Origin of the sequence: Binatus sp. (SeqCode) (assembly GCF_050013435.1) — a bacterium.
Classification (GTDB): Bacteria; Desulfobacterota; Binatia; order Binatales; family Binataceae; genus Binatus.
Genome location: NZ_JBEKFG010000035.1, coordinates 1 through 22216 on the forward strand (window position 1 = coordinate 1; position 22216 = coordinate 22216).

A 22216-nucleotide genomic window follows, 5' to 3' on the forward strand; every position below is an offset into this window, starting at 1 on the left:
GCTCGCGCTGGTCGCCTGCATGCGCAAACTCATAACCATCCTCAATGCGATGCTTAAACATCGCACTCATTGGAGTGCTCCATGCCCAAATCCCGCTTGACTATCAACACAGTCGCTGCACCCAGTAGTAAGAAGACGCGAAAATCTGCGCAGCGCATCTTTTCACGACTACACAGTGGGCAGAGCTGAGCCCATGCCGTGGCGACGGCAGCGCAGTATCAAGCCGTTGGCAGGGGCCGCGCCCGCCAACGGCGGGCGGCCTTAATACTGGGTGCAGGGGTCACCCCTGCCCCCTGCACCCAGTAGTGAGAAGACGCGAAAATCTGCGCAACGCATCTTTTCGCGACTACGCGAGAGAAGAACGGCAGGCGTGCGGGCTTCGCCCTGTTAGAACAGGCTAAGGGGAAGCTTGGTTGCTCTTTTTTTGAGTCATCCTGAGCGTAGCGAAGGAACCCGGATCCGGGATTCTTCGCTGCGCAGACTCCGCTCTGAATGACAGAATAGGAAGGAACCGGGATTCTTCCCCTTCGAGTACTCAGGGCTTCGGCTCAACCTCAGCAACTTCCGCTCTGAATGACACGGGCGGCTGCGCGGCAGGGCTGAGCCCCCCACGCGGCATTAAGACGGTCGGCGGTCCGATGGGTGGGATTACGGAATCTTGCCATCGTGTGGTAAGTGAGTGCCCGATCCGTTCAGCTCGCGGATCATGGGAGTGGGATTTATCCGATGAGATTTACGGTCCGTGCTCTGCTGACAATCGCGCCCGCATTGGCGATGCTTGCGGGCGCAAGCCGTGGCCAAGCCGGCGACACACTGTATGTCGTAAACACCGGCAACTATTCGGTAACGATCTATAATCCCGGCAAGAAGGGCGACCTCAAGCCCAAGCGGCAAATTTCAGGCGCGAAGACGGAGTTATCGAATCCCCAGGGCGTCGCGGTCGATAAGCACGGTAACGTGTTGGTTGCGGGCGAGGTGTGGCCCGGTGTCGTCACCAAGTACTCTCCCAATAAAAAAGGCGACGCGACCCCCAGCGCGGAGATTACCGGCACGACGACGGCGATGGAGTACCCGTTCGGAATTGCGCTCGATTCAGCGGGCAACGTCTATGTCACCAACAGCGATCCCGATCCCGCCGCGGACACGGTCGAGAAATTCGCGCCGCCGGCATCCGGCAACAACGATCCGGCGCCAACTGCCACGATCCGCGGAACCGATACCGGGCTCAGTGTTCCCAAAGGAATCGTGGTCGATTCAAGCAACAATATTTTCGTGGTGAACAATAACAGCGAGACGGTAGAGGAATTCTCGCCGCCCGCGGCCGGCATCAACGACGCTGCGCCGATCGCGTCGATCGGCGGCGACGCAACCGACCTGAACTCCCCGGTGGGAATCGCGCTGGACCGCAACGGCTACATCTACGTTGCCAACTCCGGTAATGACAGCGTTACGAAATACGCGCCGCTGGCGCCGGGGCCGCTGGCCGATACCCCACCGATCGCGACGATCGCCGGAAGCAATACCGAACTCGATAAACCGCAGGGTGTCGCGATCGATTCGCGCGGCTACGTTTACGTCTCCAATTCCGGTTCCGGCTTGAGCAGCGTCTGCGAGTTCGCGCCGCCGGTCCCCGGTGAGAACGACACGGCGCCAATTGTAAAAATTTACGGCATCAAGACATTGCTCAACGTCCCATCGTTAATCAGCCTGGGCAAGTAGCCCGTGGCGCGGGGAACGATCGCGCGGCGCCGTCACGATTTCACTATTTCACCTGGCGTCAACCAGCCGTTAATGCCTCGGTAACGTTGATTTGGCACCACTGACCAACTGGTGCGGCCAATATTCGGACGCGACCATCGGGAGGAAGGAAAAATCATGGGCATGCGGAAGACCGCGATCGTGGCATTGATAGCGTTGGCCGGGGTGAGCGCCCCCGTGCATCATGGGGTATCGTTTGCGCAGCCGGCACCGGGTATGGCGGCGAGCGCGCCGATGGCCTCGAGTCTGTCGCCGGCTGACAAAGCGGCACTAGTGAAAAAGCTTCAGGATGCCAAGCAGCACGACAAGATCGCGCGCCAAGGATGGTCGCAGGAACCGCTGACGCAGGCCACCTACGACAACAAGATCGACGAAATCAACCACCTGATGGACAAGCTCAACAAGGGCGAGGACTTCCCGCTGAGCGAGGTGGACAAAGCGGTCGCATCACCACACAGCGCCCCGTATTAAACTGGATAGGGCCCTCATAGGGCCCTTCGAGTCTCAGGGGGCAGGAGATGTCCCCTGGCGGCGCTCGTCCACCAGCTTTCCTTCATACAGCCGCAACGCGCGCCCGACGCTGCGGGTCAACTGCTCGTTATGGGTTGCGATCACCAGCGTGATCCCAAGCTCGCGATTGAGCTTGTGAAACAACTCGTGGACTTCTTCGGCGGTATGCGGATCGAGATTGCCGGTGGGCTCGTCGGCGAGCAGCAGCTTGGGGCGCAGGACCACCGCGCGCGCCACCGCGACGCGTTGCTGTTCGCCGCCGGAGAGTTCCGCCGGCCGGCGCCGGAGCTTGTTGCCCAGCCCGACGATCTCGAGCATCTCGGCCGCCCGCCGGCTGGCTTCGGCGTCGTTGATGCGGCTGATCAACGCCGGCATCATCACGTTTTCCAGCGCCGTGAAGTCCGCGAGCAGGTAATGGAACTGGAAAACGAAACCGAGTTTCAGGTTGCGGAACTCCGCCAGCGATTTCTGATCGAGCGCGAACAAATCCTCGCCCTCAAAATAAATCTTGCCCGCGGTCGGCTCTTCCAGGCTGCCCATGATATGGAGCAGGGTGGACTTGCCGGTTCCCGATTGACCGACGATCGCGATCTCGTCGCCGGCCTGGACGGTGAGATCGAGACCGTGCAGCACGCGAATCTCACGATCGGCGTCATAGAATGTCTTGTCGAGGCCGCGCACCTCGATCAGACGCCCGTTGGGATTGTTTGATTTTGCTTTCGATCCCGCCACGCCGCGCCCCTCACTCATAGCGAATCACCTCGACCGGCGAGAGTCTCGCCGCCTGCAATGCCGGGTAGATCGACGCCAGCAGGCATAGCACGATCGTCGCCGCCGCAACCGCGATGAAGTTCCATGGATTCAGCTCCACCGGCACCGCGTTCACCATGAACATGTCGGCCGGCAGATGAATCAAATGATACCTGCCTACCAGGTACGCGGTCACGAACCCGGCGCCATCGCCCAGGACCGTGCCGACCACGCCCAGCGCCATGCCCTGGCACAGAAAGATTGCCGCAATCGACGCCGCGCGCGCACCCATCGTGCGCAGAATCGCAATCTCCTTGCGCCGCTCCATCACCACCATCACCTGCGTCGCAATAATGTTGAAGGCCGCCACCAGCACGATCAGCAGCAACACCATGAAATAGGTGAACTTCTCCAGCTTGAGCGCGGAGAACAGCGGCGCGTTGGCCGTGGTCCAATCGGAGACCTGGAAGTCACGCCCCGCCATCGCCGCGATCCGGCCGCGAATGGCAGGCGCGTCGAACATGTTGACGAGGCGCAACTCGAGCCCGCTTTCCAGCGAGGCATCGTCGGCCAGCAACGCGCGTCCGTCCTTCAACGCGACGAAGATCAGCGTGGAGTCGAACTCGTACATGCCCGAGTGAAAGAACCCGGTCACCACGAATCGCTTGAGGCGCGGCGGCCCGATTCCGGTTCCCAGGCTCGCCGGGGAAATCAGGATTACCGGGTCGCCCGGCCTTACCCCAAGCTCGAACGCGAGCGACTTGCCGATGATCGCGCCGGGCAGCTCGACCTGACGCTTGACGCCCTTGTCGACAATCGTCACGGGATGCGTCGTCTCGAGATCCGCGAGCGTCCCGTTCTCCAGGGTGTCGCTTAATTCCTTGAGCACCGGATTGTCGTGCGGCTGGACCCCGCGGATAATTCCGCCCGAGACGAGGCCCGCGCCGCCCGAGTCCGAGCTCGAAACCGCCATCACCTGCGAGGTGACGAACGGCGCCGCCGCCGCCACTCCCGGCAGCGCGGCGATCCGATGCTCGAGCGCGGCGGGATTCCACACCCCGCCGTCGCTGCGCTCGATGGTTATCTGCGGCGTAAAGGTGAGCAACAGGCCGCGCAGATTGATCTCGAATCCGCTCATCACCGATAGCGCCAGCGACAACGCGAAGGTCCCAAAGGCTATACCGGCCAGCGAGATGATCGCGATGAGCGAGACGAACCGTTCGCGCCGCCGCGCGCGCAAATATCGCAGGCCAATCAGGAATTCGTAGCGCAACGCGTCACCATTCGAAATTGTATGCGAAACCCGCCGTGGGTTTCGCACTTCCCTGGGCAGGGGTAACCCCTGCACCCAATGTTGAAAAAAGATGCGGGCTTCGCCCTGTGAGAACTTGTTTTTGGGTCATCCTAAGCGCAGTGAAGGGACCCGGTTCTTTCCTTTCTTCTGTGATCGATTGAATCAAATCGGGTCGGAGATCGTCTCGGTGATCGTCATAGTCGCCGAGGCTCGCGGGCATTGCAACAATTCCGGGTTGCGCTGCGCAGCGGCCGTGAAATATGCTCACGACGTTTTGACCCGAAATGCGGAGGAAGTCCGGATGAACCGTCTTTTGGCTGGAGCGTTGGCCGCCGCGCTGCTGATTTGCGTCGGCAACCTTAGCTCCCCCGCGTTCGGTGAAGATCCCGCGGAATTACCCGCCCATAATACGATTACGATGAACTTCCAGAACGTGGAGATTCCCGTTCTTGCCAAGTTCATCAGCGAGATCACCGGCCGCAATTTCATCATCGACGAATCCGTGCGCGGCAAGATCACGATCATCTCGCCGAGCAAAGTCACACCCGAACAGGCCTACTCGATCTTTCAATCCGCGCTCCAGGTAAAAGGCTTCACCACCGTTCAGGCCGGCAAGATCATCAAGATTGTGCCCGCGCGCAACGTGCGCTCCTCCGCCGCGCTTACCGAATCGCAAGTCCCCGCCGAAACCAAGGGCGACGAATATGTCACCCGGATGATCCGGCTTAAGAATATCGACGCCGCTTCGGTCATAGGGGTGATCCAGCCGATGGTTTCGCACGACGGCCTGGTCGCCGCGTTTCCGATGGACAACACCGTGATCGTCACCGACGACGCCTACAACGTCGAAAGACTGCTGCAGATAATCGGCAGCCTCGACGTGCGCGGCGAACAGCAGACGATCGTGGTGATTCCGCTCAAGCTTGCGTTTGCCACCGAGCTGGCGCCCGAGATCGATGCGCTCATGACGGCGAAGATGCAAGGCGCCGGCGCAAGCCCCCAGGGGGGCGTACGACCTCAAATGGGCGTCGCGCCGTCGGCCACCGGCGGGGCAGGGACGGGCTACAAGGTTATCCCCGACGAACGCACCAATTGCCTTATCGTGATGGCGCCGCCGCTTCAGATGCGTGAGATCCAGGAGATAGTCGCCAAGCTCGACGTCAATCCGCCGCTGGCCACCTCGCGAATCCACGTCTATCGGCTCAAGAACGCGCAGGCGCTCGAGATGGTCCAGGTGCTCAACACCCTGCTCAACGGCGGCGGCGGCCCGAGCACCATGTCGCCCACAACAGGCAAGGGATCGCTCGGCCGCGCGAGCTTTAACAGCGCTGCCAGCGGCGGAATGGGCGGCAGCAGCTCGGGCTTTGGCGGAATGGGTGGCGGAATGGGCGGCAGCATGGGCGGCAGCATGGGCGGGATGGGCAGCATGGGCGGCAGCTCGAGCATGGGCGGCACGAACGGCTCCGGCGGTTTCGGCGGCAGTGGTGGCGGCGGCGGGATGATGAACCGCGGCGGCTCGTCGAGCAGCACCGGTCCGGCGTCGGCCAGCTCTCAGGGCAAGACGGTTGATTTCTCTTATCCGGTGAATGTCACCGCCGATCCCGCGACCAACGCGATGGTTATCAGCGCGTCGCCGCAGGATTGGCAGACCCTCAAGCAGATTATCGACGAACTCGACACCCCGCGCGTCCAGATTTTCGTCCAGGCCGTCATCGTCGAGGTCAGCGCCGAGCGCCAGCGCCAGATGGGCGTCAATTTCAACGCGGCCGTGGGGGGAGGAAGCGTACTGGGCTTCGGCACGGTTGATTACGGACAGCTTCAGAGTGCGCTTTCCAACCCGCTCGGGGTGACCGGTCTGGGTCTGGGGCTCGCCTCGAATACCACCTGTACGATTTCTGCCGCGGCTCTGGCAGCGGCTACCGCCGCCGCCGGGACGACGACGAGCACCACCACTACCGGCAACGTGAGCCTGCCCTGCGATGCCGTGCTGCTCATGGCGCTTGAAACCGACACTCATGCCGACGTGCTCTCGGCGCCGACTCTGCTCACCTCCGACAATGAAGAAGCGATGATCGTGGTGGGCGAGAACCTGCCGTTCGTCGGCTCGTCGGCGGCCAACGCGGGATTACCCGGACAAATCTTCAACTCGGTCGAGCGCCAGAACGTCGGCATCACGCTGGACATCGTGCCGCAGGTCTCCGAGGGCGACTACGTCAAGCTCGACCTCTATGAGGAAGTTTCCAACGTCGTCAACGGCACCGCGAACAACACGCTTGGTCCTACCACGACCATTCGGTCCGCCTCGACCAGCGTGATGATCCAGAACCATCGCACCGCGGTTATCGGCGGCCTGCTCTCGAGCCAGGACACGGTCGATAACCAGGGCGTTCCGTTCATTTCCGACATCCCGGTAATCGGAAATTTTTTCAGCAACAAGAGCAGCGACAAGCAGAAGGACAACCTGATCGTCTTCCTGACTCCGCATATAGTTCGCAACAAGAGCCAACTGCGCGATCTCGCCCTCGACGAGCGCCAGCAGTTCGTCGACTCGCTGGGCCGCAAGGAAGTTCACGATATGCCCGCCTCGCAGATCCGCCAGATCTACAAGCCGAGCTTCTCGATTCCTGTTTCTCCCAAGGCCGACCTGAGCGCGCCTGTGGGTACTATTCCGTATCCTGTGAGCGGCGAAAATCCGGGCGCCGGAGTCGGGTCCGCGCCCGACGGCAGCGAAAGCGAAACCCCCTTCAATAGCCCTGAGGTCGGTCCGACCTCGATGAACGGGACGACGACCAGCTACTCGACTACGACCTCGTCGACCACGGCGAGCGCCCCGCCGTACTCGGCGTCGTCGCAGCGATTTGTTACCTCGGGGCCTGCCGCGCCGCTGGATTCCGGCGCCGGCAAAGTCGCGGCACCAGCGGCCGGCGCCACCGCGGGCGTAACCCCCGGCATCGCCCCCTGACTTTTCCGCCAGCTGTTCTAACCAGGCGAAGCCCGTATCTTTGTCTTAGCCGACGGGAATCAGTGAAACACGAAACCCGCAAGGGGTTTCGCACGCTTAAAAGCTGCAATTAAACATGGCCAGGCAAATCGGTCCCGTTCAGGCCCGAATCGAATACACGGGCATAACCGCCGTCACTGCGGCACTGCGTGCGATGCCGTTGGAACGGGCGGTGCGTGCGGGCGCGCGGCTGGGAGGATGGGCGATGAATTTCGATCGCCCCAACCGGCCGATCGCGCTCAAGAACCTCGAGATCGCTTTCCCCGAGATGACCCCGGCGGCGCGCCTGGCAATCCTGCGCAAGATGTATCGCAGTTGGGGCCGCGTGCTCGCCGAATGGACCCACTTGCCCGAACTCAGCCGCGCCAACATCGAGCAGGTCGTTACTTACGACGGCAAGGAAAATTGGGACGAGGCCGAACGGCGCTCCAACGGCCGCGGCATTCTGGTGCTGACCGGACATTACGGAAATTTCGAGTTGCTGCCGATCGCGCACTCGATCTACGGCTACCACCTCGCCATGGTTCATCGTCCGCTGCGCAATCCGCTGGTCGACGCGGCGGTATGCGCCGAGCGAATCCGCCATGGGAACAGACTCATCGCGCGCAAGGCGGGCGGGCGCGAGATGATGCGGATGCTGCGGCAGAACTGGATGATTGCACTCGCGCTCGATCTCGACGTGCGCAAGGGCGTGTTCGTGGATTTCTTCGGGATGCCGGCCTGCACCAGCGACGGCATGGCGCGGCTGTCGATCGCCACGGGCGCGCCCGTGCTGCCGGCGTTCATGGTGCGCGAGGGCGACTCGGTTCATCACAAGATCACCATTCTGCCCGCAATTTACGCCGAGAAGACTCGCAACCGCGAGGCTGCGGTGCGCGAGTACACGCAGCGCTACACCGACGCGATCGAGCAGATGATCCGCAAGCATCCCGATCATTGGAACTGGATTCACCGCCGCTGGAAAACCCGCCCGCCCGGGCAGTCCCGCTTCTACTAGACGGAGAACATCGCTCTTGCTGAGATTACCCCGCGCCAACCGGCGACCAGCGGGAGCCAGCAGCCGTTGAAAATTGCTTGTTCGACAGGCTCCCTGAAAAATCGGCGATCGTTCCAAAAGACCCGCTCATGAGGTATTGATATCGAGATAAGGAGCGCTTGTAGGCGGATCGAAAATGACAACCTGGTATCCCGTGGCTGTGACCCTGCTGGTGGCCGGCGTGATCGTCGGCGTCATGTGCACGATCAACATGCTGGTCGGTCCCAAACGCGCCGGCGCCGCGGTCAAGAGCGAGGCTTTCGAATGCGGCAACGCGCCGAGCGGTTCGGCGTGGGGGCGGTTCTCGGTGCGCTTCTACCTGACGGCAATTTTGTTTCTGATCTTCGACGTCGAGGTAATTTTTCTGTATCCGTGGGCGGTCGAGCTGCGCTACCTGGGAATGTTCGGCTTCGTCGAGGCGCTGATCTTCATTGCGATTCTCTGCGTCGGGCTGGTCTACGCCTGGGAGCGCGGCGCGCTCGATTGGGACTAGCGGCGATCGATGTTGATTGAAAAAATAAAAGCACGCTTCGGCGGGGAAATTCTCGACGCGCAAGCGGCGCGCGACGAGGAAACGTTCACCATCGATCGCGAAGGCGCGTATGATTTTTTCCGCGCGCTGCGCGACGAGCCTGACTTCGATTTCAATTTCCTGACCGACGTGACCGCCGTCGATTGGCCCGAGCGCAAGCCGCGCTTCGAGGTCGTCTATCAACTGAACTCGCTCAACCTCGCCCATCGCATCCGCGTCAAGATCCGCGTGGACGGCGCCGATCCATGGGTCCACAGCGTCGTTGGGGTGTGGGGCGCCGCCGACTGGCTCGAGCGCGAATGCTTCGACATGTTCGGAATCGTCTTCAAGGGCCATCCCGATTTGCGCCGCATCCTGATGTACGATTCGTTCCAGGGTCACCCGCTGCGCAAGGACTACCGATACAACGAACGCCAACCGATCGTCGCGGAGATCGACCCGGTCGTGAATCCGATTCGCTCCTCGCGCTGAAGACACGACCCGATACAAGCCATGGCATTACCGGCGCGCTGGAAGGACAAAATCGTACCGTCGGACCCCTCCGACGAGATCATGGAACTGCAGATGGGGCCGTCGCATCCCGCGTCCCACGGCACCATCAAGTTCAACCTCAAGCTCGACGGCGAGCGGATCGTCGATTGCGACGTCGAGGTCGGATTCCTGCATCGCGGATTTGAAAAGATGTGCGAGCAGGGGACCTGGACGCAATGCTTCCCGTACACCGACCGGCTGAATTACGCCTCGCCATGCATCAACAACGTCGGCTTCGCGCTCGCCGTCGAGCGCCTGCTCGGCATCGACACGACCGAGCGATGCAAATACGTGCGCATGATCATGAGCGAGGTTTCGCGCATCGCCGACCACTTGACCTGCCTCGGGATGGCGGCGCACGAGGTCGGCGGATCGACCGCCGGGATGTACATGGTGGAGGCGCGCGAGTTCCTCTACGACTTGATCGAGGCTGTGACCGGCGCGCGAGTCACCGTGACATGGTGCCGCGTGGGCGGCGTGACCCATGACCTGCCCGCGGATTTCACCGATCGGATCAAAGCTGCGTTCGCGCGTCTCGATCAGGTGCTCAGCGACTGCGACAAGATGCTCAGCCGCAACCGCGTATTCATCGACCGGATGGCGGGAGTCGGGAAGCTGTCGCAGCCGGAGGCAATCTCCTACGGGCTGAGCGGTCCGCTGCTGCGCGCGGCCGGAGTGGCTTACGACGTTCGCAAGGCGCATCCGTACCTGGTGTATGACCGGATGCAGTTCGAGATCCCGACCGGGGACCGCGGCGACAATTACGATCGCTTCAACGTCCGCTTCCAGGAGGTGTATCAGTCCAAGCGCATCATCGAGCAGGCGCTCGCGGCGATCCCTGAAGGTCCCGTCACCATCACCGATCCCAAGGTCGTGCTGCCCGACAAGCAGAAGGTGTACAACTCGATCGAAGGCCTGATGAACCACTTCAAGCTGATCATGGAGGGCATCCACGTGCCCGCCGGCGAGGTTTACCAGGCGGTCGAAGCCGCCAACGGCGAGTTGGGTTTTTACGTCGTGAGCGACGGCAGCGGCCGGCCATATCGGGTGCGGGTGCGGCCGCCGTGCTTTCTCGGGATGGGCGCGCTCAACAAGATGCTCATAGGCCGCATGATCCCGGACATCATCGCGACGTTCGGGATGATCAACATGATCGGCGGCGAGTGCGATCGCTAGCGGGTCCGCACCGATTGCATCGTCAGCGCCGCGTCTCCTGCCCGCCGCCAATCGCCAACCTCTTCCTTAGCAACGCACACCCTTTGCGGCGCCGGTCCGCGTCGTTATCATCGAGCGTTGGAGCGCAAGCCAACGCCGGCCAGTCTCAGAATGTCCTCGCCTGAAGCCATCGCCACGCAAATCGCGCCGCCGCCGCGTCGCGTGCTGATAGTGCTGCTCGGGGCGATCGGCGACGTGGTTCGCGCGCTTCCTTTGCTCGGGCGGATTCGCAATGCGTGGCCCGACGCGCACATCGCGTGGGCCGTGGAACCCAAGTCCCGCGGATTACTCGACCACCATCGATGGCTCGACGAAGCGATCGTGTACGATCGCGCGCACGCGCCGTGGACGTTCCTGGGGTTTCTGTGGCGGATTCGCAAGGGGCATTTCGATCTGGCGATAGACCTTCAGCGTCATCTCAAAAGCGGTCTCACCTCGCGAATCTCGGGCGCCGCGGTTCGTTTTGGCTTCGCCAAGCCGAACACCAAGGAGTTCAACCACCACTTTTCGAATCATTGGATCGCGCCGCAGCCGAACATGCGCCTGAAGCTCCTGCAATACCAGGCGTTCGGCGACGCGCTCGGCATCGCGCAATCACCGATCGAATTCGGACTCGCCGCGACGGACGCGGAACGAGCCCGCGCGCTCGAGATGCTGCGCGAGGCGCCGCGGCCGATCATGGCGGTGATCCTTGGCTCGTCGTGGCCAAGCCGCATCTACTTTCCTGAATCGACCGCCGCGGTAATCCGCAACCTCGCGCGACCCGGCGCCGGCAGCCCGGCGCTATTCCCCGTGTTGCTCGGCGGTCCCGGCGAAACCAACCTCGCCGCCGAAGTCATGCGCCATCTCGACGGCGTCCCGGCGCTCAATCTGGCCGGACGCACTTCGCTGCGCGATCTGATCGCGATCTTTCCCGAATGCGCCGTCGCCTTCGGACCCGACTCCGGCCCGATGCATATCGCGGCCGCCGTGGGATGCCCGGTAGTATCGCTGTGGGGCGCCACCGCCGCCGAACGTTCCGCGCCGTGGGGCTTTGCCGAGCTCGCAATCAGCGGCGCGATACCGTGTCAACCCTGCTATCTTCGTCAATGCCCCGTCGGGCGCGAATGCATGCGGCGAATATCCCCCGAAGAAGTCACTGCCAACTTGAGGCGCGCGCTCGCGATGCGTGGAGAGGCAGGATGAGCTGGCGCAAGATGAACTGGCGGATGACGGGCTTTGACGGGGTGCCGTTGACGCGCGGAGGATGGACCTTCTTCATCCCGGGTTCCGCCGCGCGATTTTCAGACGGGTATCGCGAGCGCCTGATCGTTTCCGCATTGGCCGCCATCGACGGCACCCTGACGACCAGCATCCGGCGCTCGCGTCATGCCGAGACATGGTTCGAGCATTTCGATCAGGTTGGGGGTCCGAACGCCTATTTCAAAGTGCTCGACCCGATCCGCGGCCTGAATCGGATCACGTGGATATTCAAGCGGACGCGCGCCGCGCATGATGCGTCGATATCGGAGAGTCTGCGCGCCGACGGCGTGGGAGTCGCGGAAATTCTGCTGCTCGGCGCCGAGCGCCGCGGCGGACGCGAGATCATAGTAACCGCGCGCATTGACGGGTCTAATCTTGCGCGCTATTTGAAACGTGCGAATTTCGCGTCCCGGCGCGTGGTGTTGCGCGCGCTCGGCGCGGAGGTCGCACGATTGCATCGCGCCGGATACATCCACGGCGACCTGACGCCGTACAACATCTTCGTCACCGGACTCGAGCCGCCGCAATTCGTTTTCATCGATCATGAACGCACCCGCCGCACGATTCTGAGCCGCTTCGAGCGGCCGCGGATGCGCAATCTCGTTCAGCTGGGGCAGCTCGAGCTCGGCGGCGTCACGAGTACGGATCGGATGCGCGTGTGGTGCGGCTACGCCGCCACGTTTTCCGCGCGACGCCGCCGCGTGGCACGCCGCCGCGTTGCCGCGATGCTGGCGGCCAGAATCGGGACGCAACGCAAAGCCGCAGCGATGGCAGCCCGCGCATCGGCGTCTGTGGGACAGCATCGGGAGGCAAGAGGGAGCTGATGGCCGAGCGGATCAAAATTTCCGTGGTGATTCCGGTGTACAACGAAGTCACGACGATCGGCCGCGTAATCGAGCGCGTGCTGGATTGCGGCTTTGATCCCGAGGTCATCGTCGTCGATGACGCTTCGACCGACGGAACCACGAAGTATCTGCGCGAGTTCAGCCATCCGCGCGTTCAATGTTTTTTTCACACCATCAATCGCGGCAAAGGCGCCGCGCTCCGGCTCGGCTTCGCGGCGGCGAAAGGTCCTTACGTCTTCGTGCAGGACGCCGACCTCGAATACGATCCCAAGGATTACGCCGCGATGATTGGGCCGCTGCTGGACGGCCGTGCCGACATGGTTTACGGCTCGCGCTTTCTCTCCGGGCCGCATCGCGTCATGTTCTTCTGGCATTACGTGGCGAACCGCGCGGTGACGCTGCTCTCCAACATGTTAAGCAATCTCAATCTGACCGACATGGAAACCGGGATGAAGGGTTTCGTGCGCACGAAATTGATTACGCTCAAGCTCAACGCCAACCGCTTCACCTTCGAGCCCGAGATCACCGCCAAAGCGGCGCGCGCGCGATGGCGAATCTACGAGGTGCCGGTGTCGTACGCGGGACGGACCTACGAAGAGGGCAAGAAGATCGGGCTGCGCGACGCGCTGACCGCGGTGTGCGCAATCCTGTATTACAGATTCTTCGATTGATGCGATCAAACTGTAATATGACGCAGACAGTTCAGCATGACGACGCCATCCAAGTGCCTCCCAATAGCAACACGGCTGACACCCCGGCGCTGAGCATCGCCGGCGTCGATCCCGAACTCGGCTTCGCCGGGGGCGAGAGCCAGGTGCTGGGCTTGACGCTTGCGCTGGCCGGCCGCGGTCATCGCGCGGAATTGATTTGCGATCCCGCGGGACGGCTCTGGGACCGGGCTGTCGCCGCGGGCATAAGATGCCATCCGCTGCGCATCCGCAACGCCATCGACCTGGCAGCCGGCATCCGGCTGCGCGCGATCCTCAAACGTGAACGCTATGACGTCGTTCATTTCCACACCTCGCGCGCGCATTCGATGGCGCCGTTTGCGCGCGGCTTCGCGCGTGCGCTGGTGGTTACGCGGCGGATGGACTACAGGCCCAACCGCGTTTTCGCGCCGTACCTGTTCAATCGCGCGGTCGACGGCGTGGTCGCGATCTCCGGCGGCGTCGCCGATTCGCTCGCGGCCGCAGGCGTCGATCGCGAGCGCGTCACGGTTGTTCCTAGCGGCGTGGATTGCGACCGCTTCCGCCCACCTACCGCCGAGGAACGCGTGCGCGCGCGAATCGCGCTCGGAATATCCCATGGCGAGTTCGTGATATCTGCGGTTGGCGCACTCGAGCCGCGCAAGGGCCATCGCTATCTCATCGAAGCGATCGGAGCGCTCGCCTCAACCGCGCCGTCCGTCAAGGTGAAGTGTCTCATCGCGGGGCAGGGTTCGATCCGCGCAGCACTCCAACGCGAAATCGCGCAAGTCAGATGCACTGAGCGCATCAGGCTGCTCGGCAGAATCGACGACCCGCGCGAACTGCTGTGGGCGTCGGAGGTATTCGCGATGCCGTCGCTGAAAGAAGGGCTCGGCGTGGGTGCTCTGGAAGCCATGGCGAGCGCGCTTCCAGTAGTCGCAAGCGACGTTGGCGGCCTGCGCGAAGTGGTTGAGAGTGAGTACAGCGGAATCATCGTGCCGCCGGCAAATCCTGAAGCAATCGCGTCGGCGATAGGCCGGCTGGAGCAGTGGCCCGCGCTGAGATCGCAGATGAGCGCGGCGGCGCGGGCGCGCGCCGTGAAAAATTATTCGATGGGCGAGATGACCACGCGGACACTCGCGCTCTATCGCACGTGGGTGAGAAAAACGCGGGAAGAAAGGAACAGGGTCACATGAAAAGCATGACCGGGTTCGGCAGGGCTATCGCTGAGCAGGACGGCACTCGCGTGACTGTCGAAGTGCGCGCTCTGAACCAGCGATTTTTCGAACTCAAGCTGGCGGTGCCGCGCGGATGGGGCGAGCATGAAGCCGAGATTCGCAAAACCGTGCAAAATGTGGTGGCGCGCGGGCGGGTCGAACTTTTTATCAAGTCGGTTTCGCTGAAACCTCCGCCGGTGCGGCTCGAGGTGAACGACCGGCTGGCTAATTTGTACGTCGCCGAACTGCGTCGTCTCGGCAAGCGGCTTCATCTCAACGGCGATCCGGAAATCGGATCGATCCTCAACCGGCCTGAAATTTTTCACGTCGTTGAGGAGGAGCACGACTCGGCCGCGGCATTCACGCTTGGCCACAAGGCTTTGGTTCGCGCGTTGAAAGCGCTGGATGCCGAGCGGGGGCGCGAAGGCCACAGCGTACACGACGATTTTGCCGCGCGGGTCCGCAATATCGAAGCGGCGATCCCGAAAATTGAACGGCTGGCCGAGCAGACGCGCGCGGAAATCATGGAAAATTTTCACAAGCGGATTCGCGAACTCCTGGCGGACTTGCCGGTCAACGAGAAACGCCTCTATGAGGAAGCGTCGTCCGCCTCGCAGCACGGCGATATCAGCGAAGAGATCATGCGTCTGCGCACGCATCTCGACGGCCTCAAAGCGCTGCTCAAGCGCAAGGGACAGGTCGGGAAGTCGATTGAATTTCTGCTCCAGGAAATCAACCGCGAGGTAAATACGATGGGTTCGAAGTCGCAGAACGCGGCACTTTCCCAAGTAACCGTTGAAGTGAAGGCGGAAGCCGAAAAGATGCGCGAGCAGGTCCAGAACGTTGAATAGGATATATTAAAGCGGCCTTTGCACCCGGTTAATGGCTTCTATACCGTTGAAATCAGGTGATTCTTTGCCGCCGAGGCGCGGTATAATTTTTATCCTTTCGGCGCCTTCGGGGGCCGGCAAGACCACGATTTGGCGCGCGTCGCTCAAGGCCATCGCGGACCTGGAGTTTTCGGTATCATTGACCACGCGCGCGCCGCGAGAAGGCGAGGCGGACGGAATCGACTACAGCTTTGTGAGCGAAGAGGAGTTCAAACGCAGGCAAGCATCCGGCGAACTCGCCGAATGGGCGCGTGTGTTCGAATCCTCCTACGGCACGCCGCGAGCGCCGCTCGACGCCGCGATCGCATCGGGCCGCGACATCCTGCTCGACATCGACATCCAGGGCGCCCGCCAGATTCGCGCAATGTATCCTGGCGATGCGGTCGCGATTTTTGTTCTGCCACCGACCTTCGCCGAACTCGAGGGGCGTCTGCGCGGGCGCGGCACCGAGGAAGAATCCAAGATTCAGCACCGGCTTCGCAAGGCGCGCGACGAAGCCCAGGCCTATCCCGAGTACGACTACCTGATAGTCAACGCCCAGCTTCATGAATCCGTCGCGCGGCTGGAAACGATCGTAAACGCGGAGCGGCTCAAGGTCGGCCGGCTGCGCGGCGAATTCGCGCCGTGGAAGAGCTAGCGCAAAGTAGCACGCCTGACCAACTCGCCGCGCTTATCGCGCGGGTGCAGACCTACAATCCGCAGGCCGACATCGGCCTGATCCGCCGCGCGTACGACTACTCGGCGCGGATGCATGTGGATCAGAAGCGCGAATCGGGCGAACCCTACGTCACGCATCCGCTCAACGTCGCGACGATTATCGCGCAGCTCAAGCTCGACGTGCCTTCGATAGTCACCGGCTTGCTGCACGACGTCGTCGAGGATACCCACGCCTCGCTCGCGGAGGTGCAGGCGGATTTCGGCGCCGAGGTCGCGCAGCTGGTTGACGGCGTGACCAAGGTCTCGAAGATCACGTTCCAGAGCCGCGAGGAAAAGCAGGCCGAGAATTTCCGCAAGATGATCATCGCGATGGCCCACGACATCCGCGTCGTGCTGATCAAGCTTGCCGACCGGCTCCACAACATGCGCACGCTCGACCATCTCGCCGCCGACCGCCAGCTGGAGATCGCGCGCGAGACGATGGAAATTTACGCGCCGATCGCTCATCGCCTCGGAATCTACTGGCTCAAGTCGGAGCTCGAGGACCTGGCGTTTCGCTATCTGAATCCAACTGCGTACCAGTCGCTGAAGGCGTTCGTCGCGGCCAAACGCCAGGAGCGCGAGGAGTACATCGCCGCCGTCATCGAGATCCTGTCGCGCCGCCTCTCCGACAGCGGGGTCACCGCCGAGGTCACCGGCCGGCCCAAACATTTTTTTTCGATTCACTCCAAGATGCAGGAGATGGGGCTGAGCTTCGAGGAAATCTACGACCTGGTCGCGTTCCGCATCATCGTGAACACGGTGCGCGAATGTTACGAGGCGCTCGGCGTCGTGCACGCCAACTGGAAGCCGGTCCCGGGCCGCTTCAAGGATTACATCGCGCTGCCCAAGGCCAACATGTATCAGTCGCTGCACACCACCGTGATCGGTCCGCGCGGCCAGCGGATGGAAGTGCAGATTCGCACGCGCGAGATGCACAAGGTGGCCGAGGAAGGAATCGCGGCGCACTGGAGCTACAAGGATGGCAACTCCAGGGAGGTCAAGGAGACCGAGCGCTTTGCATGGCTGCGGCGCCTGATCGAATGGCAGCAGAATCTCAAGGACCCCCAGGAATTTCTCTCCACCGTCAAGGACGATCTGTTTCCCGAGGAAGTTTTCGTCTTCACGCCCAAGGGCGACGTTTTCGATTTTCCGCTCGGCTCGACCGTGATCGACTTCGCCTACCGAATCCACTCCCAGGTCGGCAACCATCTCGCCGGCGCGCGCGTCAACGGACGGATGGTGCCGCTGCGCTACCGGCTTCGATCGGGTGATACGGTCGAGGTGCTGACCTCAGAAAAGCAGGTGCCGGGCAAGGACTGGACCAACTACGCGGCCACCGCGCGCGCGAAATCGCGCATCCGTCAATGGCTGCGCAGTCAACAAGCGGAACGCTCCCGCGATCTCGGAATATCGCTGCTCGATCGCGAGCTCGAACCCGTCAAGCTCAGCGTCACGCAGCTTAGATCGAGCAAGCGGCTCGACGCAGTGCTCGCCGAGTTCTCGCAGCGCGACGTCGAAAGCCTGCTCGCCGCGGTCGGCTACGGAATAATCACGCCCGCCCAGTTGCTCGCGAAATTGCTGACACCGGCGGAGCTGAAACTCTATCGTCCCGAGAAACTGCCGACGCCGCTCGGTCCCGCGCAAAGAGAGCGCGCCGCCAAGGAAGCGCGCAAATCCGCCAGCGGTGCGGTCGTGGTCTCGGGCGTCGGCGACATGCTGGTGCGATTCGCGCGATGCTGCAATCCGCTGCCGGGCGAGGCGATCACCGGCTTCATCACGCGCGGTCGCGGCGTTACGGTGCACGTCGCGGGATGCGCGCATGCGCTCAACACCGATCCGGATCGGCGCGTGCCCGTGGTATGGAAGGACGGCGAGGAAGCGCCGCGCCCGATTCGGCTCGAAGTGCTATGCGCCGATCAGCCGGGCTTGCTCGCCGCGATGACCAAGGCGATCGCCTCGGCGGGCGTGAATATATCGACCGCCGAAGTGAAGACTCACGGCGCCGACGGACGCGCGCTGGCGGTCTTCGAGGTCAGCGTGAGCAGCGCCCGTCAATTGAACAACCTGATGAATTCGATCGGCGCGATCGACGGCGTCATGCGCGTGTCGCGCCTCGGCCAGCAAAACGGCAATCGCCATTGATGCAAAAATGAAAACCTCGATTCACACCAGGCAGGCGCCGGCCGCGATCGGTCCGTATTCGCAGGCGGTCGAGCAACACGGGATGGTCTTTTGCTCCGGGCAGGTCGGTCTCGACCCGGCGTCGGGCGCTCTGGTCGAAGGCGGGATCGAATTCGAGACTCGGCGCGTGCTCCAGAACCTCGGCGAAGTGCTCGCGGCTGCGGGACTGGATTTCGTCGACGTGGTCAAGACCACCATCTTCATGATCGATCTCGCCGACTTTGAAATCGTCAACCGCGTGTACGCAGAGCATTTCGATCCGCCGTATCCGGCGCGCTCGACCGTGCAGGTGGCGGCGCTGCCGCGCCACGCGCGAATCGAGATCGACGCGATCGCGCTGAAACGCGAATAAAAAAGGGAACCCGCGCCCGCGGACTGTTCCATCGCGCAGTCGCGAAAAGATGCGCTGCGCAGATTTTCGCGTCTTCTCACTGAGGGTGCAGGGGCCGCGCCCGCCAGCGGCGGGCGGCCTTAATACTGGGTGCAGGGGTCACCCCCTGCGGTGCAGGGCTCAGCCCTGCAGAATTGCCAGCGCGGCTGCGTCGATAAACCGCCCGGATGGATCGAGCTTGCGCGCCGACCGTACCAGGCGCGCCGCGTTGGCCCGGCGCATCGCAGCCGGCAACGGCGCATCGTAGAGCCGCGCCTTGTCCAGATCGATAATAATCACGGTGAAACTCTCGCGCGCTTGCGTCACCAGGATGTTGTGCAGATTGAGATCGGCGTGAAAGAGCCCCTGCTTGTGCATCGTGTCGATCGCCGCGCGCGCCTGCCCGAGAACGTGACTTCGAACTGTCGGATCGTCGTCCGTCTTCAGGAACTCCCACAGCGTCATTCCGCGCACCGCACGAGTCAGAAAAAATCCTCGATAGAGAGCGGGACCGATCCATTCGATCATGGCGCCCATCGGCTCTGCCACCGGAATCCCGCGCCGCATCGCTTCAACCGTCACGGCGAGTTCAGTCAGCGGGCGCGGCGTCATACCCACGTAAACGTCGCTCAGAATCGAACCGATCATTCCGCCACGCCGGCCCCGGCGCGCGAACAGCTCGAGCCCGCCCTCGAGCTTCAGCCGGAATGCGCTCTGGCGATTTCCCGCACCCGCTTCCGATGCGGCCACCAGCTCGCCGAGCCTTTTCACGATCTCCGCGGCATGAGCGGCGATATCGCGATGGATCACGAGTTCCCCGCGGCCGATCTTGAACGCCGAAAAGTCTGGAAGCGAGCGCCACTGCATTTGTGACGGCGGTCTCACGCTTGGGATGCCTGGCTCATGCGCGCTTCTCGGTCGTCGCTCCCGCTTCGCAGCCACAACGCGAACACGGCGGCGAGCGCGAGCAGCGATGAAAGGAAATGCGCCGAGTAAAAGAGGGCGATGCGGTTCAAATAGTTTCCGGTCGCAAGATTGAGTAACACGGAAAGCGCGAACAGCGTCCACACCGAAATCGGCGGGCGCTCGGCGCCGTCCCGATCGGTCCACAGCGCCGCGGTCAGCGCCATGTAAGGCACGAGCATCGCCGCGTAGTAGCTTTTCCACGAAATCGGTGCGAACGAGGGCATCAGGCAGAACAAGCCGCACAGCGCGAGCCGCCCCGCGAACTTTCCACGCTCACGGCTCATCGCGTCCCAGAGCAACACTGCCGCCACGAGAATTATCTCGAGTCCCATTCCGGCAATCGTTGCGGCCGAAGACGTTTCCGCGTCAGCGCCGATGCGAAGACTCATCAAGCGCGCGACCGCCGACACCGCCGACTGGTTGGTGAGCATCGTGCGATATCGATTCGTCATCGAAGCGATCGCCGTCAGGTACGCGCCGGTTTGATCGATCCATCCACGCGGTCCAAAGATCACGATTGGTACGACGATCAGCGCGATTCCCGCCACCACCGCCCATCCGAGCGCGGCGAAACGCCGGCTAATCGCAAGATGCAGCGCCACCAGCACCGCGAACGGCTTGATCAGTATCGCCGCCGCAAGCATCAGGCCCGCCCACCCGTCGCGAGACTCGTCGGCGTAAATGATCGCCCACACGATCAACGCCAGGGTCGGGAGGTTTATCTGGCCGTGCTCGAAGTTGTTGTCGATGAATCGGGATGACAGCAGCACCGGGACGACGATCAGCGCGGCCGGCAATCGCCGCTCACGGCCGAACAGAATCACGCCCGCGCCGATGACCAATTCGATCAGTGAAAATGCGTTGACCGCGAAGAAGACAAATTGCGCAACATGGCGCGGCAGCGCCGCGAGCGGTGCGAACCCGATCGCAAAGATCGGTGCGTAGAGAAAACGATCGGAGTCGGCCGGCGGATAGATCGCGAGGGCGTGAAGTGCGCGATGGCCCGCGCGAAGGTAAACGTTGAAGTCGCCCTGCGCGCGAAGCGTTGCCGAGATGCCGAGCCCGACGATGTAGATGCCCATCGCGAGCCATGCGAACTGGCGGGCGCGCGGGGAGTCGATCGTTTTCATCGCGGAAAGCCGGCCGGCCGCGCGCCGCGGATTGGTCACGCGATCGGCTTGGCTTCCTCGATCAGCATGATTGGAATGTCATCGCGCACCGGATACTCGAGTCTGCAAGCGCTGCAGACCAGGCCGTCCTGCTTGTCGTTGAGATGCAGGTCGCCCTTGCATTTCGGGCACGCCAGGATGTCGAGCAGTTCCTGACTCAGCGCCATCGCAAAATTCCTCCAGGCATTTTCCTTCGTCTTCTATGCATCCGCCGCCGTCGAGGCTGCGGTCATGCGATCCAGTATCAACTCGTCGAGCGCGCGCGCATCGGCCGCGTCCATCGTCACTTCAAGCCTGAGAGCGTATAGCGAATCGCGCGGGAACGGAAACCGCTCCAGCTTGACCAGGTCCTTCTCGGTCGTAACGACCAGGTCGGTGTCGCGCATCGCGTTCACCATAGCCTGCCAGTCGGCGTTCGTGTAGGCGTGATGATCCGGATAATCGAAAACGCCGACCAGGTCCGCGTCGAGTTCGCGCAGCATCGCGTAGAACGCGCTTGAATCCGCCAGACCGCTTACCGCCAGCACGCGTCGTCCTCCGAGTCCCAGCGGAGTTTCGCGCCACACCCCGTTCTCGGTGACCAGCAACGCGCGCGGCCGCACCGACGCGTGAAGTATTTTGCGCGCGGTTAGTTTCTTCATCTGCGACGGTCTAATTGCCGACGCGCCAGTTCCAAAGTTCATCACTACGATCGCGTCTGCGCGGCCGACCGCGCGGATCGGTTCGCGCATCGGTCCGGCCGGGATCATCCAGCCGTTGCCGAAGCCGCGCTCATTGCTCACCAGCACCAGATCCACGTCGCGATTCAAGCGCACGTGCTGAAAGCCGTCGTCCAGGATCACCGCGTCGAGCGGACCGAACTTGCTCAGCAGCTCGATACCGTCGAGGCGCCGGCGCGCAACCGCAATCGGACCGGTGAACGACTTCGCCATCATCGCCGGTTCGTCGCCGGCGTCTTCCAGTGAGATTTTCAATGCGCCGCCGTCAGCCACCAGTTCGGCGCGCGCTTTGGATCGCGCGCGTTGGTAGCCCCGGCTCACGATTCCGACGCGCAGGCCGTGGCTCTGCAAGCGCCTGGCGAGAAACAACGTGAACGGCGTCTTGCCGTTTCCGCCGACCGTCAGGTTGCCCACGCTCACCGTCAGCACCGGCGTCCGACGCTTCATCATCCGCCAGTACAGATGACGTGCGGCCACGCCGGCGCGGTAAAGTCCCGCCGCAGCGGCGAGCCCGGCCCAAATTGGAAGAAGCGCTGCGGGAAGATCCCGCCGCCACAATCGCTCGATTCGTGGGCGATTCGGACTCGGCTCGTTTGAGGGCATCG

Annotated in this window: 21 protein-coding genes and 1 pseudogene; 16 read left to right on the forward strand and 6 right to left on the reverse strand. The window is 62.6% G+C overall.

What is annotated here, in order from left to right; all coding sequences use genetic code 11:
* The 3 genes and pseudogenes from ABSB13_RS08875 to ABSB13_RS08885 all read left to right on the forward strand — a co-directional run.
* A pseudogene (locus ABSB13_RS08875) lies at positions 1–100 on the forward strand (IS110 family transposase); the annotation flags it as partial.
* Positions 101–726: 626 nt separating this feature from the next.
* Complete coding sequence (locus ABSB13_RS08880) at positions 727–1719, forward strand: NHL repeat-containing protein (protein WP_428107499.1); 993 nt, start codon at positions 727–729, stop codon at positions 1717–1719.
* Positions 1720–1875: 156 nt separating this feature from the next.
* Complete coding sequence (locus tag ABSB13_RS08885) at positions 1876–2229, forward strand: hypothetical protein (RefSeq protein WP_428107501.1); 354 nt, start codon at positions 1876–1878, stop codon at positions 2227–2229.
* Positions 2230–2262: 33 nt separating this feature from the next.
* On the opposite strand, the gene ABSB13_RS08890 is transcribed toward ABSB13_RS08885, so the two are convergent.
* Together ABSB13_RS08890 and ABSB13_RS08895 are read right to left on the reverse strand one after the other, a co-directional pair.
* Positions 2263–3018: an ABC transporter ATP-binding protein gene (locus tag ABSB13_RS08890; RefSeq protein ID WP_428107502.1), complete on the reverse strand. Its 756-nt coding sequence runs from the start codon at positions 3016–3018 to the stop codon at positions 2263–2265.
* Positions 3011–4291: an FtsX-like permease family protein gene (locus ABSB13_RS08895; RefSeq protein WP_428107503.1), complete on the reverse strand. Its 1281-nt coding sequence runs from the start codon at positions 4289–4291 to the stop codon at positions 3011–3013. Before ABSB13_RS08895 ends, ABSB13_RS08890 begins: the two co-directional genes overlap by 8 nt.
* Before the next feature lie 322 nt (positions 4292–4613).
* Between ABSB13_RS08895 and gspD the strand changes: the two genes are divergently transcribed.
* The 13 genes from gspD to ABSB13_RS08960 all read left to right on the forward strand — a co-directional run bounded on the left by gspD (position 4614) and on the right by ABSB13_RS08960 (position 18739).
* The gene (gene gspD / locus ABSB13_RS08900) at positions 4614–7274 is read left to right on the forward strand and encodes a type II secretion system secretin GspD (protein WP_428107505.1); all 2661 of its coding nucleotides are present in this window, start codon (positions 4614–4616) and stop codon (positions 7272–7274) included.
* A gap of 115 nt (positions 7275–7389) precedes the next feature.
* Positions 7390–8310, forward strand: a complete 921-nt coding sequence (locus ABSB13_RS08905; RefSeq protein WP_428107506.1) for a lysophospholipid acyltransferase family protein — start codon at positions 7390–7392, stop codon at positions 8308–8310.
* A gap of 175 nt (positions 8311–8485) precedes the next feature.
* Positions 8486–8842 (forward strand): NADH-quinone oxidoreductase subunit A, encoded by a 357-nt coding sequence (locus ABSB13_RS08910; RefSeq protein WP_428107507.1) that lies wholly within the window; start codon positions 8486–8488, stop codon positions 8840–8842.
* A gap of 9 nt (positions 8843–8851) precedes the next feature.
* Positions 8852–9352: an NADH-quinone oxidoreductase subunit C gene (locus ABSB13_RS08915; RefSeq protein WP_428107508.1), complete on the forward strand. Its 501-nt coding sequence runs from the start codon at positions 8852–8854 to the stop codon at positions 9350–9352.
* Positions 9353–9373: 21 nt separating this feature from the next.
* Positions 9374–10588, forward strand: coding sequence for an NADH-quinone oxidoreductase subunit D (locus ABSB13_RS08920; protein WP_428107510.1), 1215 nt, complete (start codon positions 9374–9376; stop codon positions 10586–10588).
* Positions 10589–10738: 150 nt separating this feature from the next.
* Positions 10739–11812 carry a glycosyltransferase family 9 protein gene (locus ABSB13_RS08925; RefSeq protein WP_428107511.1) on the forward strand — a complete coding sequence of 358 codons (1074 nt, stop codon included), beginning with the start codon at positions 10739–10741 and terminating at the stop codon, positions 11810–11812.
* Positions 11809–12693, forward strand: a complete 885-nt coding sequence (locus tag ABSB13_RS08930) for a lipopolysaccharide kinase InaA family protein (protein ID WP_428107513.1) — start codon at positions 11809–11811, stop codon at positions 12691–12693. Before ABSB13_RS08925 ends, ABSB13_RS08930 begins: the two co-directional genes overlap by 4 nt.
* On the forward strand, positions 12693–13385 hold the full coding sequence (locus tag ABSB13_RS08935) for a glycosyltransferase family 2 protein (RefSeq protein WP_428107514.1): 693 nt from the start codon (positions 12693–12695) through the stop codon (positions 13383–13385). Before ABSB13_RS08930 ends, ABSB13_RS08935 begins: the two co-directional genes overlap by 1 nt.
* A gap of 17 nt (positions 13386–13402) precedes the next feature.
* Positions 13403–14596, forward strand: coding sequence for a glycosyltransferase family 4 protein (locus ABSB13_RS08940; RefSeq protein WP_428107515.1), 1194 nt, complete (start codon positions 13403–13405; stop codon positions 14594–14596).
* On the forward strand, positions 14593–15468 hold the full coding sequence (locus ABSB13_RS08945; protein WP_428107517.1) for a YicC/YloC family endoribonuclease: 876 nt from the start codon (positions 14593–14595) through the stop codon (positions 15466–15468). Before ABSB13_RS08940 ends, ABSB13_RS08945 begins: the two co-directional genes overlap by 4 nt.
* A gap of 64 nt (positions 15469–15532) precedes the next feature.
* Positions 15533–16144: a guanylate kinase gene (gene gmk, locus ABSB13_RS08950; RefSeq protein WP_428107518.1), complete on the forward strand. Its 612-nt coding sequence runs from the start codon at positions 15533–15535 to the stop codon at positions 16142–16144.
* A complete protein-coding gene (locus ABSB13_RS08955; RefSeq protein WP_428107519.1) occupies positions 16132–18348 on the forward strand; it encodes a RelA/SpoT family protein in 2217 nt (738 codons plus the stop codon). The genes gmk and ABSB13_RS08955 overlap by 13 nt, the downstream gene beginning before the upstream one ends.
* Before the next feature lie 7 nt (positions 18349–18355).
* Positions 18356–18739 (forward strand): RidA family protein, encoded by a 384-nt coding sequence (locus ABSB13_RS08960; protein WP_428107521.1) that lies wholly within the window; start codon positions 18356–18358, stop codon positions 18737–18739.
* 159 nt (positions 18740–18898) lie between these two features.
* Here the strand turns inward: ABSB13_RS08960 and ABSB13_RS08965 are convergent, their stop codons facing one another.
* Genes ABSB13_RS08965 through lpxK form a run of 4 tightly spaced genes read right to left on the reverse strand, consistent with a single transcriptional unit; the run spans position 18899 to position 22214 of the window.
* On the reverse strand, positions 18899–19624 hold the full coding sequence (locus tag ABSB13_RS08965) for a lipopolysaccharide kinase InaA family protein (RefSeq protein WP_428107522.1): 726 nt from the start codon (positions 19622–19624) through the stop codon (positions 18899–18901).
* 14 nt (positions 19625–19638) lie between these two features.
* The gene (locus tag ABSB13_RS08970) at positions 19639–20853 is read right to left on the reverse strand and encodes a glycosyltransferase family 87 protein (RefSeq protein ID WP_428107524.1); all 1215 of its coding nucleotides are present in this window, start codon (positions 20851–20853) and stop codon (positions 19639–19641) included.
* Positions 20854–20888: 35 nt separating this feature from the next.
* A complete protein-coding gene (locus ABSB13_RS08975) occupies positions 20889–21059 on the reverse strand; it encodes a Trm112 family protein (protein ID WP_331959418.1) in 171 nt (56 codons plus the stop codon).
* Positions 21060–21092: 33 nt separating this feature from the next.
* Complete coding sequence (gene lpxK / locus ABSB13_RS08980; RefSeq protein ID WP_428107525.1) at positions 21093–22214, reverse strand: tetraacyldisaccharide 4'-kinase; 1122 nt, start codon at positions 22212–22214, stop codon at positions 21093–21095.
* Between the last annotated feature and the right edge of the window lie 2 nt (positions 22215–22216).

Coding starts and splice junctions, on each gene's coding strand:
- ABSB13_RS08915 (WP_428107508.1), top strand. CDS start 8,852: ATGTTGATTGAAAAAATAAAAGCACGCTTCGGCGGGGAAATTCTCGAC.
- ABSB13_RS08975 (WP_331959418.1), bottom strand. CDS start 21,059: ATGGCGCTGAGTCAGGAACTGCTCGACATCCTGGCGTGCCCGAAATGC.
- ABSB13_RS08960 (WP_428107521.1), top strand. CDS start 18,356: ATGAAAACCTCGATTCACACCAGGCAGGCGCCGGCCGCGATCGGTCCG.
- ABSB13_RS08965 (WP_428107522.1), bottom strand. CDS start 19,624: ATGCAGTGGCGCTCGCTTCCAGACTTTTCGGCGTTCAAGATCGGCCGC.
- lpxK (WP_428107525.1), bottom strand. CDS start 22,214: ATGCCCTCAAACGAGCCGAGTCCGAATCGCCCACGAATCGAGCGATTG.
- ABSB13_RS08940 (WP_428107515.1), top strand. CDS start 13,403: ATGACGCAGACAGTTCAGCATGACGACGCCATCCAAGTGCCTCCCAAT.
- ABSB13_RS08970 (WP_428107524.1), bottom strand. CDS start 20,853: ATGAAAACGATCGACTCCCCGCGCGCCCGCCAGTTCGCATGGCTCGCG.
- ABSB13_RS08880 (WP_428107499.1), top strand. CDS start 727: ATGAGATTTACGGTCCGTGCTCTGCTGACAATCGCGCCCGCATTGGCG.
- ABSB13_RS08885 (WP_428107501.1), top strand. CDS start 1,876: ATGGGCATGCGGAAGACCGCGATCGTGGCATTGATAGCGTTGGCCGGG.
- ABSB13_RS08945 (WP_428107517.1), top strand. CDS start 14,593: ATGAAAAGCATGACCGGGTTCGGCAGGGCTATCGCTGAGCAGGACGGC.
- gspD (WP_428107505.1), top strand. CDS start 4,614: ATGAACCGTCTTTTGGCTGGAGCGTTGGCCGCCGCGCTGCTGATTTGC.
- ABSB13_RS08920 (WP_428107510.1), top strand. CDS start 9,374: ATGGCATTACCGGCGCGCTGGAAGGACAAAATCGTACCGTCGGACCCC.
- ABSB13_RS08935 (WP_428107514.1), top strand. CDS start 12,693: ATGGCCGAGCGGATCAAAATTTCCGTGGTGATTCCGGTGTACAACGAA.
- ABSB13_RS08890 (WP_428107502.1), bottom strand. CDS start 3,018: ATGAGTGAGGGGCGCGGCGTGGCGGGATCGAAAGCAAAATCAAACAAT.
- ABSB13_RS08925 (WP_428107511.1), top strand. CDS start 10,739: ATGTCCTCGCCTGAAGCCATCGCCACGCAAATCGCGCCGCCGCCGCGT.
- ABSB13_RS08910 (WP_428107507.1), top strand. CDS start 8,486: ATGACAACCTGGTATCCCGTGGCTGTGACCCTGCTGGTGGCCGGCGTG.
- ABSB13_RS08905 (WP_428107506.1), top strand. CDS start 7,390: ATGGCCAGGCAAATCGGTCCCGTTCAGGCCCGAATCGAATACACGGGC.
- ABSB13_RS08930 (WP_428107513.1), top strand. CDS start 11,809: ATGAGCTGGCGCAAGATGAACTGGCGGATGACGGGCTTTGACGGGGTG.